Annotated in this window: 15 protein-coding genes; 7 read left to right on the top strand and 8 right to left on the bottom strand. The window is 66.6% G+C overall.

Annotated features, from left to right (window positions below; translation table 11 throughout):
• Positions 1-174 precede the first annotated feature (174 nt).
• From FQK05_RS12980 to FQK05_RS12990, 3 genes are all read left to right on the top strand, one after another.
• Positions 175-798, top strand: a complete 624-nt coding sequence (locus FQK05_RS12980) for a MarC family protein (RefSeq protein WP_158967357.1) — start codon at positions 175-177, stop codon at positions 796-798.
• Positions 799-910: 112 nt separating this feature from the next.
• Positions 911-2686, top strand: a complete 1776-nt coding sequence (locus FQK05_RS12985) for an SLC13 family permease (protein WP_158967359.1) — start codon at positions 911-913, stop codon at positions 2684-2686.
• A 254-nt stretch (positions 2687-2940) separates the two neighbouring features.
• On the top strand, positions 2941-4599 hold the full coding sequence (locus FQK05_RS12990; protein WP_158967361.1) for an FAD-binding dehydrogenase: 1659 nt from the start codon (positions 2941-2943) through the stop codon (positions 4597-4599).
• A gap of 76 nt (positions 4600-4675) precedes the next feature.
• On the opposite strand, the gene FQK05_RS12995 is transcribed toward FQK05_RS12990, so the two are convergent.
• The 5 genes from FQK05_RS12995 to FQK05_RS13015 form a co-directional block, all read right to left on the bottom strand.
• The gene (locus FQK05_RS12995) at positions 4676-6454 is read right to left on the bottom strand and encodes an SLC13 family permease (protein WP_158967363.1); all 1779 of its coding nucleotides are present in this window, start codon (positions 6452-6454) and stop codon (positions 4676-4678) included.
• Positions 6455-6553: 99 nt separating this feature from the next.
• Positions 6554-7471, bottom strand: a complete 918-nt coding sequence (locus FQK05_RS13000; protein ID WP_158967365.1) for a DMT family transporter — start codon at positions 7469-7471, stop codon at positions 6554-6556.
• Positions 7468-8280: a TIGR00282 family metallophosphoesterase gene (locus FQK05_RS13005; protein WP_158967367.1), complete on the bottom strand. Its 813-nt coding sequence runs from the start codon at positions 8278-8280 to the stop codon at positions 7468-7470. The genes FQK05_RS13000 and FQK05_RS13005 overlap by 4 nt, the downstream gene beginning before the upstream one ends.
• Positions 8281-8330: 50 nt before the next feature.
• Positions 8331-9686: a cytochrome P450 gene (locus tag FQK05_RS13010; protein ID WP_158967369.1), complete on the bottom strand. Its 1356-nt coding sequence runs from the start codon at positions 9684-9686 to the stop codon at positions 8331-8333.
• Positions 9683-10942: a hypothetical protein gene (locus FQK05_RS13015; RefSeq protein WP_158967371.1), complete on the bottom strand. Its 1260-nt coding sequence runs from the start codon at positions 10940-10942 to the stop codon at positions 9683-9685. Before FQK05_RS13015 ends, FQK05_RS13010 begins: the two co-directional genes overlap by 4 nt.
• Before the next feature lie 207 nt (positions 10943-11149).
• Between FQK05_RS13015 and FQK05_RS13020 the strand changes: the two genes are divergently transcribed.
• On the top strand, positions 11150-11542 hold the full coding sequence (locus FQK05_RS13020) for a RidA family protein (RefSeq protein ID WP_158967373.1): 393 nt from the start codon (positions 11150-11152) through the stop codon (positions 11540-11542).
• A gap of 73 nt (positions 11543-11615) precedes the next feature.
• Here the strand turns inward: FQK05_RS13020 and FQK05_RS13025 are convergent, their stop codons facing one another.
• The 3 genes from FQK05_RS13025 to FQK05_RS13035 form a co-directional block, all read right to left on the bottom strand.
• Entirely contained in the window at positions 11616-12854 is a 1239-nt protein-coding gene (locus FQK05_RS13025; RefSeq protein WP_158967375.1) for an HlyD family secretion protein, read from the bottom strand.
• A complete protein-coding gene (locus FQK05_RS13030) occupies positions 12847-13239 on the bottom strand; it encodes a hypothetical protein (RefSeq protein WP_158967377.1) in 393 nt (130 codons plus the stop codon). The genes FQK05_RS13025 and FQK05_RS13030 overlap by 8 nt, the downstream gene beginning before the upstream one ends.
• 233 nt (positions 13240-13472) lie before the next feature.
• The gene (locus tag FQK05_RS13035; protein ID WP_158967379.1) at positions 13473-14165 is read right to left on the bottom strand and encodes a nitroreductase family protein; all 693 of its coding nucleotides are present in this window, start codon (positions 14163-14165) and stop codon (positions 13473-13475) included.
• A gap of 167 nt (positions 14166-14332) precedes the next feature.
• Between FQK05_RS13035 and FQK05_RS13040 the strand changes: the two genes are divergently transcribed.
• The 3 genes from FQK05_RS13040 to FQK05_RS13050 all read left to right on the top strand — a co-directional run bounded on the left by FQK05_RS13040 (position 14333) and on the right by FQK05_RS13050 (position 17458).
• Entirely contained in the window at positions 14333-15238 is a 906-nt protein-coding gene (locus FQK05_RS13040) for a DMT family transporter (protein WP_233270490.1), read from the top strand.
• 29 nt (positions 15239-15267) lie between these two features.
• A complete protein-coding gene (gene betA, locus FQK05_RS13045) occupies positions 15268-16938 on the top strand; it encodes a choline dehydrogenase (RefSeq protein WP_158967383.1) in 1671 nt (556 codons plus the stop codon).
• Between the two features lie 280 nt (positions 16939-17218).
• Positions 17219-17458 carry a YdcH family protein gene (locus tag FQK05_RS13050; RefSeq protein ID WP_158967385.1) on the top strand — a complete coding sequence of 80 codons (240 nt, stop codon included), beginning with the start codon at positions 17219-17221 and terminating at the stop codon, positions 17456-17458.
• The last annotated feature ends 11 nt before the right edge of the window (positions 17459-17469 follow it).

Genomic DNA, 17469 nt, shown 5'->3' on the forward strand with positions numbered 1-17469 from the left:
GAAAAGGGTCCTTTTGCGCGGGCGGGCTGTGCCTTTCGGGTCGCACCGCCGGCAATGCCGCCGCGCCCCGGCTTGTCAGGCGGAACCGAAAATGCTTGCGTTCGGCCAAGTTCGCTTGGGCCACCGCATTCCGGCATCTTCGTTCACCGGCCCCGGCGCGGCGATTGGATCCCGATGTATAGCACTCCGTTCGAAGAGTTTGTCGTCCTCTGGGTCCTGATCGATCCGATCGGGTCCATCGCGATCTTTGCAGCGGCCACGGCCAATTACTCCGCCGCTCAGCGGCGAGTGATCGCCTTGCAGGGCACATTCGTCGCTGCGGGCCTGCTGATGTTCTTCCTGATCGTGGGACAGTTCCTGATCGACGCGTTGGGAATTTCTCTCGACGCCTTCCAGATCTCGGGCGGGATCATCCTGTTCCTTTTTGCGATCAAGATGATCTTTTCGACCCCCAATGCCACGCCGGCCGATCCGGGAGCGGGGGAAAACCCGGCCGTCTATCCGATCGGGGTGCCGGGCCTGGCCGGGCCCGGGTCGCTTCTGGGGATCGTTCTGCTGACCGACAACAACCGCTTTTCGGTCCCCGAACAAGTGGTGACCGCCAGCCTGACGATGCTGGTCCTGGCCGTGGCCTTCGTGTTCATGCTGGCCGCGACGCCGATCCTGAAGGTGATCGGCCAGAACGGAGCCGCCATCATCAGCCGCGTCATGGGTCTGGTGCTGGCCTCCGTCGCCGTCGACAACGTCATCCTTGCCATGCGGCACGTCATGGCCCAGGGCCTGCCCATTCTCAATTGACCCGACGGGACCCGTCCGATCCCGGTAACCAAAGGCTGTCCTGCGCGTTGTTTGTGGCGGCCCGCATGTCATCTGCTGGCCCCTCAACCACAAGCCTCATAGGGTGCGCCGCATGACACAGGACCAGATCATCCTCTTCTCCCTTTTCGTCGCGGTCTTCGGTCTCCTGCTTTGGGGCCGGTTCCGCTATGATCTCGTGGCCTTCGCCGCGCTTCTTGTCGGCGTCGTGCTGGGCGTCGTCCCGACCGAGGACGCCTTTTCCGGCTTCGGTCATCCGGCGACGCTGGTGGTGGCGCTGGTGCTGATCGTGTCGGCGGGGTTGGTGCGGTCGGGAGCCGTGATGCTGATCACCCGCACGCTGGTCGATGCCGGCCGGGGCCTGGGCGCGCATATCGCGCTGATGGGTGGCATCGGCGCGGTGCTGTCGGCCTTCATGAACAACGTGGCGGCGCTGGCGCTGCTGATGCCGGTCGACATCCAGACCGCGCGCAAGGCGAAACGCCCGGCGGGCCTCAGCCTGATGCCGCTGTCCTTCGCCACCATCCTGGGCGGCATGGTCACCCTGATCGGCACGCCGCCCAACATCATCATCGCCAGCATCCGGGCCGAAACGTTGGGCGCGCCCTATCGCATGTTCGATTTCGCCCCGGTGGGCGGGATTGCGGCCGTGGCGGGGCTGGCCTTCGTCGCCGTGATAGGCTGGCGCCTGATCCCCCGGCACGACGATCAATCCGGCATCGCGGCCGTCGACCTGACCGCCTATGTGGCCGAACTGACGGTCCCGGAGGAGTCGCCTCATATCGGCAAACGCGTGTCGGAACTGGACGAGGCCGCCGAAAGCGCCGATGTCGCCATCCTGGGCCTGATCCGCGACGGCCAGCGCCGCTATGGCCGCGCCGCATCGGTCAAGATACTGGCCGGCGATACGCTGGTCCTGGAAGCCACGCCCGAAGCGCTGGACGAATTCCGCGCGGCCCTCTCGCTCGATTTCGTCGACGGCGACCGCAAGGACCAGTTGCCCCCGGCCGGCGAAGGGCTGGAAGTGATCGAGGCCGTGGTGCCGGAAAGCGCCCGGATCTCGGGCCGCAGCGCGCAGTCGCTGGGCCTGGCCTGGCGGCAGGGGGCGATCCTGCTGGGCCTCTCGCGCGAGGGGCGGCGCATCCGAACCTCGATCCGCAAGACCGAGATCCATCCGGGCGACCTTGTCCTGCTGTTGTGCCCCAAGGGGCGTGGTAATACCGTGGCCGACTGGATGGGCGTGCTGCCGCTGGCCGAGCGGGGCGGCGACGTGACGGCCGATGACAAGATCTGGCTGGCGCTGGGCCTGTTTGCGGCCGCGGTGGCGGCTGCGGCCTTCGGGCTGATCTACCTGCCCGTGGCGCTTGGGCTGGTGGTCGTGGGCTATGTGCTGACGCGGATCCTGCCGGTCGACCAGATCTATACCCACGTGGAATGGCCGGTGGTGGTGCTTCTGGGGTCGATGATCCCGCTGGGCTCGGCGCTGGAGACGTCCGGAGGTACGCAGCTGATCGCGGGCGCGCTGGTGCGGTTGACCGACGGGCTGCCGGCCTGGGCGATCCTGACCGTGCTGATGGTGGTCACGATGACGCTTTCGGACGTGCTGAACAACACGGCGACGACCATTGTCGCGGCGCCGGTGGGCATCCAGATGGCCCAGACGCTGGAGGTCTCGCCAGATCCGTTCCTGATGGCGGTGGCCGTCGCGGCCTCGGCCGCGTTTCTGACGCCCATCGGGCACAAGAACAACACGCTGGTGCTGGGCCCGGGCGGCTATCGCTTCGGCGACTACTGGCGGATGGGCCTGCCGCTGGAGATCCTGATCATCGCCGTGTCGATCCCGGCCCTGCTGGTGTTCTGGCCGATGTAACCCCTGCCGGGCCGGAGGCGAGAGGGATCGCGCGTTTGGTCCGTTCGGTTGGGCCCCCTCGTTTCAACTCCCTCGGCTCGGGCCCCTTGGGCTCGGGCCTCTTCGGTTCAGGAGCGGATGCGATGGGGACGGGCGGGTGACGCTGGACGTGCGATCCTGTCCGGCACGCCTGATTTCGCCGGGCCCTCGGGGAACCCGAGACAAGGGGGCCATCGCATGTTCTAGTTGTGCCCGAGGCGAACGGGGGGCAAGTCATGGATCAGGCGGATGTCATCATCGTAGGCGGCGGGCTTGCCGGTCTTGTCGCAGCGGCGGAACTGGGCGACCGGGGCAAGCGCGTCCTGATCGTGGATCAGGAGCCCGAGCAGTTCCTGGGTGGTCAGGCCTTCTGGTCGCTGGGCGGGCTGTTCATGATCGACACGCCGGAACAGCGGCGCATGGGCATCCGCGACAGCCACACGCTGGCCCGGACCGACTGGATGGGCTCTGCCGGCTTCGACAGGCCCGAAGATCACTGGCCCCGGATCTGGGCCGAGGCTTTCCTTGATTTTTCGGCCGGTGAAATGCGCCCCTGGCTGAAGCGGATGGGGTTTCGCTGGTTCCCCATCGTCGGCTGGGCGGAACGGGGCGGCGCCTGGGCGGACGGGCACGGCAATTCCGTCCCGCGCTTCCATGTGACCTGGGGCACCGGCCCCGGTGTCCTGCGCCCCTTTCTCCGCCGGGTGAAGGCGCATGTGGCCGAAGGCCGGATCGGCTTCCGCTTCCGCCATCGCGTCGACCGCCTGCTGGTCGAGGCCGGGCGCATCGCCGGGGTTTCCGGTCAGGTGCTGGCCCCCGACGACAGCCCCCGCGGGCAGAAGACCAACCGGGACGAAACCGGGGATTTCGAATTGCGCGCGGCTTCGGTCGTCGTGGCGTCGGGCGGGATCGGCGGGAACCATGACCTTGTCCGCAAGGCCTGGCCGGCCGAGACGCTGGGCGCGCCGCCGGACCACATGTTGTCCGGCGTGCCCTTCCATGTCGACGGACGGATGCAGGGCATCGCGGCCCGGGCCGGGGGCAACCTGATCAACGGCGACCGGATGTGGCACTATACCGAAGGCATCACCAACTGGGACCCGATCTGGCCCCTGCACGGGATCCGGATCCTGCCGGGCCCGTCGTCCATGTGGTTCGACGCCAAGGGCCGGCGGCTGGACCCGCCGGCGCTGCCGGGCTTCGACACGCGGGCGACGCTGAAGCAGATCCTGAAATCGGGCCACGGCTATTCCTGGTTCATCCTGACCCAGAAGGTGATCGAGAAGGAATTCGCCCTGTCCGGGTCGGAACAGAACCCCGACCTGACGTCCGGGCGCTGGAGGGAGGTCATCCGCGCACGGCTTCTGTCGGGGGGCGGCGCGCCGGCGCCGGTGGAGGCGTTCAAGGAAAAGGGCGCCGATTTCGTCGTGGCCCAGGATATCGAGACGCTGGTCGACGGCATGAACCGGATCGCGGGGTCGGACCTTTTGGATGCGGGCGCGATCCGCGCACAGATCGCGGCGCGGGACGGGCAGATCGACAACCCTTTCGCCAAGGACGCGCAGGTCATAGCGATCCAGGCGGCGCGGCATCACCGGGGCGACCGGCTGCTGCGCACGGCCACGCCGCACAAGTTCCTGGACAGGGACAATGGCCCCCTGATCGCCGTGCGGCTGCACGTGCTGACGCGCAAGTCGCTGGGCGGGCTGGAAACGGATCTGGACGCGCGGGTGCTGGGACCGGACGGCGACCCGGTCCCCGGGCTGTTCGCGGTCGGAGAGGTCTCAGGTTTCGGCGGTGGCGGTTATCACGGCTGGAACGCGCTGGAAGGCACTTTCCTGGGGGGCTGCATCTTCTCGGGCCGGACCGCGGGCCGGTCGGGTTTCATCGCCTGACGGCCGGGGCAGGGACCAGGGTCCTGTGAGAAGGGCCCTGGAAGGCGATGGACATCGCCTTGCGCCGCCGCCGGCGTCACAACGGCCAAAGCAGCGGGATCAGCGCCGAGGCCAGGAGGCCGATGGAAAGGTTCAGCGGGATGCCCACCTTCATGAAGTCGGTGAACTTGTAGCCGCCGGGGCCGTAGACCAGCATGTTGGTCTGATATCCGATGGGCGTGGCAAAGGATGCCGAGGCCGCCACCATCACCGCCACGATCAGCGGCCGCGGGTCCACCCCGATGGCCTGGGCCAGGCCGATGGCCACCGGCGTCACCACCACCGCGACGGCGTTGTTCGACACCAGTTCCGTCAGGAAAGAGGTCAGCAGATAGATCGCCCAGACCATGAAAAAGGGCGGCAGTTGTTCCAGCACAGGAGAGATCTTGCCCACCACCAGCTTCACGGCGCCCGAGCTTTCCAGCGCGGCCCCGATGGCCAGCATGGCGAAGATCAGCGACAGGAGCCGCCCGTCGACGAAGGAAAACGCCTCCTCGGCGTCGATGCAGCGGGTCAGCAGCACCACCGCCACCGCCACCACCGACAGCGCCAGGATCGGCGCAACGCCGAAGGCGGCCAGTGCGACGATCCCCAGAAGGGCGATCAGCGCGATCGGCGCCTGGGTCCGTCGGAAGGCCTGTGCCGAGGGTTGCGAGACGGACACCATGTCCATGTCCTGGGCCAGGCGCTGGATGTCGCCCGGCGCGCCTTCCAGCAGCAGCGTGTCGCCCACGCGCACGACCAGCTCGTCCAGCTGGCGGCCGATGTTCTGGTTGCGGCGGTGTGCTGCCAGCACGTAGATCCCGTAGCGCCGCCGTAGGCGCATGGACCCCAGCGACCGGCCCACCATCTTGCAGCCGGGGGTAATCAGAACCTCGACCGTCGACGTCTCGACCGCCGACACCTGGTCGACCCGCTTCAGCGACTTGGTGCGTTGCAGGCTGAGAAGTTCCGTCATCTCGGTTCGCAGCACCACGCGGTCGCCCACTTCCAGCGTGACTCCGTCCAGGTTGCGGCGCAGCGAGACATCGCCGCGGATCACGTCGATCAGCCGCACGCCATCGCGCTGGAACAGCTGCACGCCCGTCACCTGGCGCCCGATCAGGTTGCTTTCGGGTGGGATCACCGCCTCGGTGAAGAACTTCATCTTGGACCGGTCCGACAGCAGCATTGCCATGCTGGCCCGGTCGGGCAGCAGGCGCGAGCCGAAGGCCCAGAGGTAGAACATGCCCCAGGCCACCAGGACGATGCCCAGCGGCGTCACCTCGAAGATGGTAAAGGCGGGTTGCCCGTTGGCACGGGCGACACCGTCGACCAGCAGGTTGGTCGAAGTCCCGATCAGCGTCAGCGTGCCGCCGAGGATCGCGCCGTAGGATAGCGGGATCAGCGTCTTGGACGCGGAAATCCCCAGCGTGCGCGAGATCTGGACAAAGATCGGCATCATCACCACGACGACCGGGGTGTTCGACACCACGGCCGACGCCACCACGACGAATCCCATCAGCGCGGCAATCGCCATGCGCGGCCGTTCCGAGGCCAAGGACTGGGCCCTGCTGGTGAAGCTGTCCAGCGCGCCGGTCCGGACAAGGGCGCCCATGATGATGAACATGGCCGCGATGGTCCAGGGCGCGGGGTTGGAAAAGACCTTCAGCGCGGCATCGTAGGGCAATATCCCCAGGATCAGCAGCAGCGAGACGCCGGCCAATGCCACGACCTCGGTCGGATATGTTTCGCGCAGGAACAGCACGAACATCCCGATGACGACGGCAAGCGCAACAATGGCGCCATAGGGTTCGGGGATCGTAAAAATATGCATGAAATCCGGTGTGCCCGCAAATGGTTGGATTCAAGTCATCTGGTCGGCTGCGATGGAAACCCACGCAGGATTTGACCGGACAGGACCGGTCGCGAATTCCTACTCGGTCGCCGGAACGGCAGCAAGCGCGTCCTTTTCGCGCGGCTGAACCAGGGCGATACCGCCCAGCACCAGCAGAAGCGCCAGCCAGACGAAGGGAGAATACCGCTCGCCCAGGATCATCATGGCCCAGAAGACGCCGAACCCCGTGACCAGATAGCTGACCTGCGCCGCAAAGACCGGCCCGGCGCGGCCCACCAGCCACACATATGTCGCATAAACCATCACATTGATCACGGCAGAGGCGATCAGCGCCCATTCCGGCGCGCCCAGCGGGCGGATCGGATGGATGAATTGGCCCGTCACCACCGCCGCTGGCAGCAGCATGACCGAAGCGATGGCCGTGGCCACCGCCAGAAGCGCGATGGGGTCCAGCCCGCCGGTGCCCCAGCGTGCCACGAAGTTCGATTCGAAGGCATAAAAGACGGGTGCCACCAGGGCGACGGGGATCCAGATCAGCATGGCCGGGTCCGGCAGGCTGGCGTCCGGCAGGACCAGAAGCAGCACGCCCGACAGGCCGACGGACAGCCCCAGCACCCGGCGCGCGGAAAACCTGTCCAGCCCCAGCGCCAGCGAGATCGGGAAGGCGATCATCGGGATCGACGACAAGAGGATGGACATGATGCCGGACGGCAGGTGCCGGACGGCAATGTATCCCGCTGTATTGGGGATCACCGTCCCCAGAAGCGAGATCGCGAGCGCAAAGGCCAGCGCCCGGCGGTCCAGCTTCACCGGCCGGCCCCGCAGGATCACCAGCGTGGTCATGAAGACGGCGCCGATGGCGGTCTGCCAGAACATCAAACCGAAATGCCCGTAACCGGTGCTGACGGCGATCTTGGTCAGCGGTTGCGTCCCGCCCCAGCCGGCGCCCACCAGGATCAGCACGGCCAGCAAGCCGTGCCCGGGCTTCAGCGTCATGGCGCGGCCTGTTCCAGCAATCCGCCGACCCGCACCATCTGCGCGCGTTTCGCGGCGCCTGTGGTGTCGTCGGTTTCCACGAAGATGCCCGAAAGCGTCGCCTCGCCCGCAGCGGGGGTGAAACGGTCCTTGATCATGCCGGTCACGAAGCGGCGCATCGGCTCGGCCTTTTCCATGCCGATCACGCTGTCATAGTCGCCGCACATGCCGGCATCCGACAGGTAGGCCGTGCCGCCCGGCAGGATCCGCATGTCGGCCGTCGGCACATGGGTATGGGTGCCCACCACAAGGCTGGCCTTGCCGTTGCACCAGTGGCCCATGGCCATCTTTTCCGACGTCGCCTCGCAATGGACATCGACGATGACCGCATCGGCCAGACCGCCGCGGGGATGGGCCTTCAGCACCGCCTCGATCGACCCGAACGGATCCTCGAAGCCGCGGCGCATGAAGACCTGGCCCAACACCTGCGCCACCAGCACCTTGCGCCCGCCCGGCGCGTTGAACAGCCGGAACCCGCGGCCCGGTGCACCCTTGGCAAAGTTGATGGGGCGCACGATGCGCGGCTCCTTCTCGATGAAGGACATCATGTCCTTCTGGTCGAAGGCGTGGTCGCCCAGCGTCAGGCAATCGGCCCCGGCATCCAGAAGCGCCCGGGCGTGATCGCCAGACAGGCCCATCCCGCTTGTCGCGTTCTCGCCATTGACGACGATGAAATCGAGCCGCCAGTCCTTGCGCAGGGCCGGCAACCGCTCAGCTATCGCGGCCCGGCCGGAACGGCCCACCACATCACCCAGGAATAGAATTCGCATTCCGCTGGCCTAGCTCTGCCTGCGGGCAAGGGCAAGTGGCCCGCACGTGCCTAGACGTCGCGTCTTGCGACCTTCAGCCAGATCCCGTCTTTCGACCGGACCGTCAGGTGCGCGACGGGAACGGGGGGCGGGTCCGTCGCCTCAAACCGAAATGCGCGCGTCAGGGCGGCCAGCAGCAGCGGGCCTTCGACCATCGCAAAACCTGCGCCCGTGCAGACCCTTGGACCTGCCGAGAAGGGGATATAGGCCTTCCGCTGGCATTCGCGCCCGTTTTCGGTTTGCCAGCGGCCGGGATCGAAGTCGTCGGGCGCATCCCATAGCCGTTCATGGCGGTGCAGATGCCAGGGGCTGATGATCAGGGGCGAACCCTTTGGCACCTTCCGGTCGCGGAAGCATTCGGGCCGCGCGGCTTCCCGGACCATCATCGGGACGGGCGGGTAAAGCCGCAGCGTTTCGCGGAAGACGTCCCGCGCGACGGTCAGCCCCGCCACCGTGGCAAAGGACGGATCGGCCAGCGCCTGTGCCTCGGCCGCGACCTTTTCCTGCCATTCCGGGTGGGTGGCCAGCAGGTATAGGCACCAGGCCAGGGCCGAGGCAGAGGTTTCGTGCCCCGCCAGAAAGAAGATGGCGACCTGGTCGACCATCTCTTCGGTATCGAAGTGTGCGCCGGTCTGCGGGTCTGCGGTGGTCATGATCTTGGTGGCCAGGTCGTCCGGCGCGGTGCCCTTCGCGATGGCCCGCTGGCGTTCGGCTGTCAGCCCGGTGATCAGCGCGCGGATGGCCTTTGCCGTCGCCCGCGTCCGGCGGGAAAAGAACCGCGGTGCCCATGCGGGCAGGGGCAGGAAGGCCCCCAGGTTCACGATGGGCTGTTCCCGCTGGTAATCGCGGAAAAGGTGGAAGACCTCTGTCGCCACCTCGTGTTCGATGGGGATGGAAAACAGCGTGCGGAAGATGACATCGGCCGCGGCGTGGCTGGTGACGACCTCGATCTCCACCGGCTGGTCCCCGGCTTCGGCGTCAAGGCGCGCCACGGCTGCATCGGCCGCGGCCAGCATGGCGGGCCAGGTTTCCTTCAGGCGGCCACCTTCGAAGGCCGGGTCGATGATCCGGCGCTGGCGCTTCCACGTCTCGCCATTGGTGATGAAGACCGATTGCCCCAGCAGCGGGCGCAGGCCTTCGCTGACGCGGGCGGCCTTGGGAAAGTCGTCGGGCCGGTCCTTCAGCAGGGTCTGCACCAGTTCCGGCTGGTTCATCAGGAAGGACCGGAAGAAGGGCGTTTTGAACTCCGCCATCCACGCCCGGTACAGCCGCTGTGGCTGGGCCGACAGAAGATCGGCGCGGAACAGTTGCAGATAGCGTCGCAGCGACACCCTGTCGGGCCGGGCCGGCGGCTTGGGCGGCGTCACGGGGCGGCCTGCGAGGTATGGGGGGACACCGGCGTTTCGATGCGGCTTTGCGAAGGCGGGCGGCCTGCGAACCGTTCGGCCAGTGTCAGCGGCCCGGCGGTGATCCGGAAATAGTCATAGTCCCCGGGCCGGTCGAAGGCGCAGAGGTACTGGAAATGCAGCCGGAAGAAGCGGTGCTTCAGTTCGTTCCAGCGTTCGGGGCTGAGCGTCTGGGTGAACGCGCAGGAAATCACCAGCGGCCAGCGCTTGCCTTCGGGGGCAACACCCGTGACCGACACCGGATCGCAGAGCGCGAAGGCGCAGCCGTCGCCGGGGGCCGACACGTCGATCCATGTCAGACGGTCGGTCGCCGACAGGTCCGCCAGGTCGCGGCGCAGGCGGTCGGCCTTCGGTAGGAAGGACACCATGGGCACGACCTGCCCAAGGGTCAGAAACCCGAGTTCCGCGCCATGGTCGGGGATGCGTCCGTCCCGCAGCAGGTCGGCCAGCACCGACACGCCGATATGGGCGCCCGAGGAATGGCCGACCACCAGCACCTCGTCGATGCCGGGTTCGACCAGCGAGGCGGCGATACGGTCGGCAAAGCTGGCCATACGGTTTTCCAGCGCGGGCGGGTTGGCGCCGCCGTACCGGGCCGAGAACGCATAGTCGTGCATCAGGTAATACGCCATCAGCCGGTTGTCGATCTTGCGGAACCAGCGGAAGAGCGCGGCGGCGGCATAGTATCCGGCGATCAGCCCGATCAGCCCGCCCGCGAACATGCCGTTGCCGGTGCCGGTGCCCGAAATCGCGCCGCCGATCCAGCGGCCGGCAAAGTTAAGCGCCCAGATCGTCAAGACCACGGCCAGTAGCTGCCCCAGCAGCACGCCGACGGGATAAAGGGCGGCGATCACGGGGCCCTTGCGCAGCTTCATCAGCCGGAAGAGGATGCCGGACCCGACATAGGCCCATACCGCCTGCGCCAGCTGCAGGTAGGTATTGGCCACCGTCTGTTCCATGCTGCCCTTCACGATGTCGGACCATTCCAGCACATCGACATCGACGCGGACCTGACCGCCCTCGATCCCGCCCAGGGCGGTCCAGCCGAAGGGGCCGTTTCCGGCGGCCCGCGGCAGCATCTGCAGCTCGTACCCGGAAATCCGCGCCTGCTCCGCGCCCTCGCGACGATAAAGCTCGCGGTAGCGGCGGGCGTGGACCGGGTCGTAGCCCGGAATGTAGAACACCTTGCGGTGCCGGACGCTGTCCGTCGTGCCCATGCCCGTCCCCAGCCTTTTGCGCTACTTTACCCGCGGTGGACTGAGGTGTGGAGTCCTGCCGTGCGGTCCACGCGTTGCGGGTGAACAGGCGGGTGCAGGGAACGGTGCGTGCAGAGCACGCACCCTACGGGCCGGCTTTCGCGTCAGTCCGTGTTGCGGGGGACCGGCGCTGACGCAATGGTCGGGGAAGAACAATGGAGACCTTGAATGACCCGTGATCTTGTCGTCCCGCCGGGGATGGAAACGCTTGTCGAACGGACCGGCTATGTGCCGGCCGTGCGGGCCGGGGGGCTGCTGTTCTGCGCGGGGCAGGTGGGGCGGGATGCCGACCTGAACGTGATCCATGACCCGGAAGCACAGTTCGAAGCGTGCTGGGACAACCTGGCGGCCGTCCTGACGGCGGGGGGATGCAGCTTCGATGACGTGGTCGAGATGACGACCTATCACGTCGATATGGCCCGCCACATGGATGTGTTCCGGACCGTGAAGAACCGGCGGTTCCCGCGCGGCACCTGTGCCTGGACCCGGGTGGGCACGCCGGAACTGGCCCATCCCGGGCTGCTGGTCGAGATCAAGGTCGTGGCGCTGATCCCGGCCTGACGGCTTCAAAAAAAAAGGGCCGGTGCATCGCTGCACCGGCCCCCTATTGGATCTGGTCGGGATCGTGACGGGATCAGTGGCCGCCGGACAGGACCAGCAGGCGCACCGGCGCCAGCACCGCCTGCGCGCGCAGGATCGCGGCGTGGACCAGGCCCACGGTGTCGACGACATGCAGACCCAGCGCCCGGATGCCCGTGACCTCTCCGCTGTCCAGCAGGTCGTAGTACGAGGTATAGGCATTGGCCACGCAGCGGCTTCCCGGGGGCAGCCTGTCCAGGGCGCCGGCATAGAGCGGCTCCATGATCGCGGTGATGGAGCCGGGGGCCTGCGGGATCAGCGTCGCGTCGACCAGGTTGTCGGTCGGGCGGAACTGGCCGGCGGCGATCACGTCCTGCACGTCCACGATCACCATCGGGATTACGGTGAAGGGCAACGACATGCACGAGACCTCGGCGATCATGCCGGGTTTGACTACCTGCGCTGCCAGCTGGCCGAAGCCCGCCTGGATCCGGTCGGTCCCGGAATGGGCCGGCACGATCAGGCCTGCGGGCCGCAGGATCGGGTTAATGTAATCGCCCGGCTGCAGGTTGAACTGCTGCAGCGTGCCGTCGGTGCCGGCGCGGACCTGGGTAAAGGACAGTTCGACCTGCGCCTGCTCGACTGCCGCCCGGGCGGTGTCCAGCTGGGCCGGCAACTGGTCGCTCAGCTGCGCCTCGATCGAATCCTCGTTGGCCTGGGCTGCCTCGTACGAGGATTCCAGCGCCGCCACACGGGCGGTCTGACGGTCGATTTCCTGGCCCGAGACGACATTCGCGTTCCTGGTCTGCAGGTCCAGGTTGCGCTGCAATTCGTTCTTGGCCTGGTCCAGCGTCGCCTTGGTGGATTGCGACTGCGCCTGCGCGGCGTGCAGCTGGGCCTTCACCAGCTCCATCGTCGATTCGACCTCTTTCACCCGCGCCTCGGCCGAGGACAGCGCCGATTTCTGGCGTGCATCGTCCAGCGTGAACAGCACGTCGCCGGCCTTCACCTCCTGCAGGTTCGCCACGTTGACCGAAACCACCCGGCCCGGGGTTTCCGGCAGGATCGTGACGGTCCGGAAAAAGGACATCGCGCTGGTGGTCGAGGGGTGGAAGTAGAAGATCATCGTGATCAGCAGCACCGTCAGCATGGCGCAGCCGGTGATGCCGTAACGCAGCACGTGCCAGACGGAAAAGAGCGTGATTTCCTTGCCGATGCGCTTGCCCTGCACGTAACGGCGGAACAGGTAGTCCGGCAGGATCGTGACCATCGAGGCGAACATGAATTCAAACATCGCGCTTCGCCTCCGCGGCTGCCATGGTGTCGTTCTTGTTCAGGCCGCCCAACGGCGCCTCGGCGTCGTGCTGTGCCTGGTCGGGCGGCGTGTCGTCGAAGCTTTGATAGTCGTAGTCGCGCCCCGTGGCCTTCGCCAACGAGGCGGCGATGCTTTCCAGCGGGTACATCAGGTTCGGCAACTGCACCGCGGCCAGCAGCAGGGCTGCGACCCAGAACAGGTTTTCATGGGTGAAGAGCGCGATCAGCGCCAGGATCGCGACCAGCTGGTACTGGGTGCGGTTCACGCCATGCGCCATGTGTTCCGGCAGCGAATGCAGCTTCAGGTAAAGCGCCCCTGCCACGAAGATGCCGACGACCAGCAGCACCGCTACCGTCACCAACATCTGGTCCGATCCATCCGGCCCCGGAATGAAGAATGGCAGATGATGTGGGGCCATCGGGTGCATTGCGACGTTTGGATCCGCCATTAAATTCCTCGCTGTCTCGAAAATCCGGTTCCTGCCCCGAGGACAATCACCAATTGCGGTGGTTTCAAAGTCATTTCGGCAGTCCCGACCGCCCTTCGCGGTCGAAAGTGATGCCAGATGCGCACGCAGCCATACCGATTGCCGTCGGTTCAGTCGAGGAAGGTTGCGATCTCTTCCAGCGGTTTCTTGATCTTGGCCACGGCCGGCACGGTGGCGTCGGGCGCGGGATGGCCCACCACGATGATCATGGTGGGCTTTTCCGAGGCGGGGCGCCCCAGCGCGCCGTTCAGGAACTTCATCGGGTTGGGCGTGTGGGTCAGCGTACACAGGCCGGCATGGTGCAGCGCCGCCAGAAGAAAGCCTGTAGCGATGTTGACGCTTTCGGGGACGTAGTAGTTCTTGAACCGCGTGCCGTCCGCGAAAGTGCCCCAGCGCTGGGCGAAGACGACGATCAGCCAGGGTGCGATGGTCAGGTGCGGTTTTTCGGCCGTGGTTCCGATGGGTTCCAGCGCCCGGATCCATTCGTCGCCGCCGCCGCCGGCATAGAAGGCGCGTTCCTCCACCTCGGCCTCCTCCCGGATCCGGGCCTTCAGCGCCGGTTCGGAAATCGCCACGAAGTGCCAGGGCTGGTGATTGGCGCCCGACGGCGCGGTGCCGGCGGTGCGGATCGCGGTTTCGATCAGGTCGCGTGGCACGGGCGTGTCGACGAAATCGCGCGTCGTGTGGCGCCGCCTCATCCGGTCGAGGAAGGCCAGCGCCTCGCCGCGCGCCTGTTCGTCGGTCAGCTCGAAGCGGTCGGGCAGGGGAATGGCAGAGTACCCCAGTTCGGATTGGCTGAACATTTCTCTCCTCCGTCTGTCGTGTTTTGCGGCACTATGGCAGCGGCGCCGCGGCCACGACAGGGGGCACCTGCGGCGGCACGGCGGGCGGGCGCAGTTTCCCGCGTTGTCCGGGGCCCGGGCGTTTCATGTCTTGATCGGCGCAGGCGCAGGGTGTTGAACACGTGACGATGCCTGACAAACGTTCGCCTCGCCCCGTTATCGCGATTCTCTGGATGCTTCTGACAGGAATGCTGTTCGTTGGCGTCAATGCGGGCGTCAAAATGCTGGGTAGCGATATCCCGGCGGCACAATCCGCCTTCCTGCGGTATCTGTTCGGGCTGGTCTTCCTGATCCCGATGATCCGGCCGATCCTGGCCACCACCCTGACACCGCGGCTGTGGGGCCTGTTCATCGCGCGCGGTCTGATGCACGGGGCGGGCGTGGTGCTGTGGTTCTATGCCATGTCCCGAATCGCTCTCGCGGACGTGACGGCGCTGAACTACCTCTCTCCCATCTACGTCACCATCGGCGCGGCCCTGTTCCTGGGCGAGGCGCTGGCGGTCCGCCGGATCGTGGCCATCGCGGTGGCACTGGTAGGCATGGTCATCATCCTGCGCCCCGGCGTGCGCGAGATCGAGATGGGCCACCTGGCCATGGTCGGCGCGGGCATCGTCTTTGGCGGGTCCTACCTGATCGCCAAGATCACGACGGACGAAACCAATCCCCCGATGGTGGTGGCAATGCTGTCGGTCTGGGTCATGCTGGCGCTGGCGCCCCTGGCCATCGCCGTCTGGGTGCCGATCAGCTGGCCCGATGCCGGGATCCTTCTGGTGGTGGCGGCGCTGGCGACAACGGGGCACTATACGATGACGCTGGCCCTGGCCTATGCCCCCTTGAACGTGACCCAGCCGGTCACCTTCCTGCAACTTCTTTGGGCGACGGTGCTGGGCGTGGTGGCCTTCGGCGAACCGCTGGACATCTGGGTGCTGGTGGGCGGGTCGCTTATCCTGGGCTCGATTTCTTATATTACTTGGCGCGAGGTTGTGATCAAACGCCGCTCGATCACGCCGGCACCAGCGGCTACGAAGATGTGATTCGTACACGAATGAACGGAGCGCTGCGGATGGAGCCCGGAAAACAGTCGGATTTCGTCGTGGTGGGCGCCGGGTCGGCCGGCTGCGCGTTGGCCTATCGCCTGGGAGAGGCCGGTGCCTCGGTCACGGTGATCGAAACGGGTGGCACCGATGCGGGCCCCTTCATCAACATGCCCGGCGCGCTGAGCTATCCGATGAACATGTCCCTGTACAACTGGGGCTTCGAGGCAGAGCCGGAACCGGCGCTGAACGGGCGGGCGCTGCACTGTCCGCGGGGCAAGGTCATCGGGGGGTCGTCCTCGATCAACGGGATGGTCTATGTGCGCGGGCACGCAGAGGATTACGACCACTGGGCCTCCGTGGGGGCGGCGGGCTGGTCCTTTGCCGATGTGCTGCCCTATTTCCTGCGGATGGAAGACTGGCACGACGGCGGCCATGGCGGCGATCCCGCCTGGCGCGGGCAGGGCGGCCCTCTTCATGTGACACGCGGCAAGCGGGAGAACCCGCTGACCCGCGCCTTTGTCGAGGCGGGGCGGCAGGCCGGATATGGTGTCTACGACGATTACAACGGGTATCGCCAGGAAGGCATCGGCGTGCTGGAACAGACCGTCTGGCAAGGCGAACGCTGGTCGGCGGCCAAGGCCTATCTGAGGCCCGCACTGGCCATGGGCCGGGTGCGGCTGGTGCGCGGGGAGGCGCTGCGGGTGGTCTTCGACGGCCGTCGTGCGCGGGGGATCGTGGTGCGGCAAGGTGGGAAAGAAGTCGAATACCAGGCCGCGCGGGGCGTGGTGCTGGCGGCGTCCTCGATCAATTCGCCCAAGCTTCTGATGCAGTCGGGCGTGGGTCCGGCGGCGCATCTGAAGGACTATGGCATCGACGTCGTGGCCGACCGGCCGGGCGTGGGCGGCAACCTTCAGGACCACCTAGAGGTCTATGTCCAGCAGGCCTGCACACAACCGGTGTCGCTGGCGAAATACTGGAACCTTGCCGGCAAGGCCTATGTCGGCGCACGGTGGCTGTTCACGAAGACGGGGCCGGGGGCGTCGAACCAGTTCGAAAGCGGCGGTTTTGTCCGGTCGCGGGCAGGGGTGGCCTATCCGGACGTGCAGTTCCATTTCCTGCCCATCGCCGTGCGGTACGACGGACATGCCGCGGCCGAGGGGCATGGCTATCAGGTCCATGCGGGGCCGATGCGGTCCGAAAGCCGCGGGACCGTTCGGCTGAAATCGGCGGATCCGCTGGCGGACCCCGAGATCCGGTTCAACTACATGACCGCGCCGGATGACCGGGCAGAGTTCCGCGCCGCCGTCAGGCTGGCGCGCGATATCCTGGCGCAGGACGCATTTGCGCCCTTCCGCGGGAAGGAGATCCAGCCGGGGCAGGACGTGCAAAGCGATGCCGAGCTGGACGCCTGGATCGCGGATCACGCCGAAAGCGCCTATCATCCCTGCGGGACCTGCAGGATGGGGGCTGTGGACGATCCGCTGGCGGTGGTCGATCCGCAGGGCCGGGTCATCGGGGTCGAAGGTCTGGCGGTCGCCGACAGTTCGATCTTTCCGCGGATCACCAATGGCAACCTGAACGCCCCGTCGATCCTGGTGGGCGAAAAGATCGCCGACCACCTGTTGGGCAAGGCCCCGCTGCCGCGCGACCAACGGACCCAGTGGATGCACCCTGACTGGCAGACCACCCAGCGTTGAGGGCAGGCCAAGACCCTGCATGCCGGCCGGCCCCACAACACGCCCCGGCGCCGGCCTGCGGCATGGGCCAACGTCCGGCCTGCGGTGCCTTGACCTGCGGGCTCGGTGGCCTTCGGACCGGGCGGTTCGACGGGTCGTCCGGCGGGTTGGCGCACCCGCATGCAGGCAAATGCCGTGGCGGCGGAAAGACACATCCCCTGTTCCGGTTTGATCCGCGTCAAAGTTGACCTTATGTGGGCTCTCTAAGGTCGCCACCGACCTGACGAAAATGGAGAGTGACATGTCCCACACGCCGCACGAGCTGGCCGAGGAATTCCCGGAAAAAGTCGACGCGATGCACACGCTGAAGACTTCGGACGCGCATTTCAGCAAGCTCTACGACGAATACCACGAGCTGAACCGCACCATCCACCGGGCCGAGACCAATGTCGAACCGATGGAAGACCTGGCGGAAGGCGAACTGCGCAAGAAGCGCGCCGCGCTGAAGGACGAGATCTGGGCGATCCTTTCCAAGGCCTAGTGCCGACAGGA

The organism is Chachezhania sediminis (assembly GCF_009765275.1).
Taxonomy (GTDB): Bacteria; Pseudomonadota; Alphaproteobacteria; order Rhodobacterales; family Rhodobacteraceae; genus Chachezhania; species Chachezhania sediminis.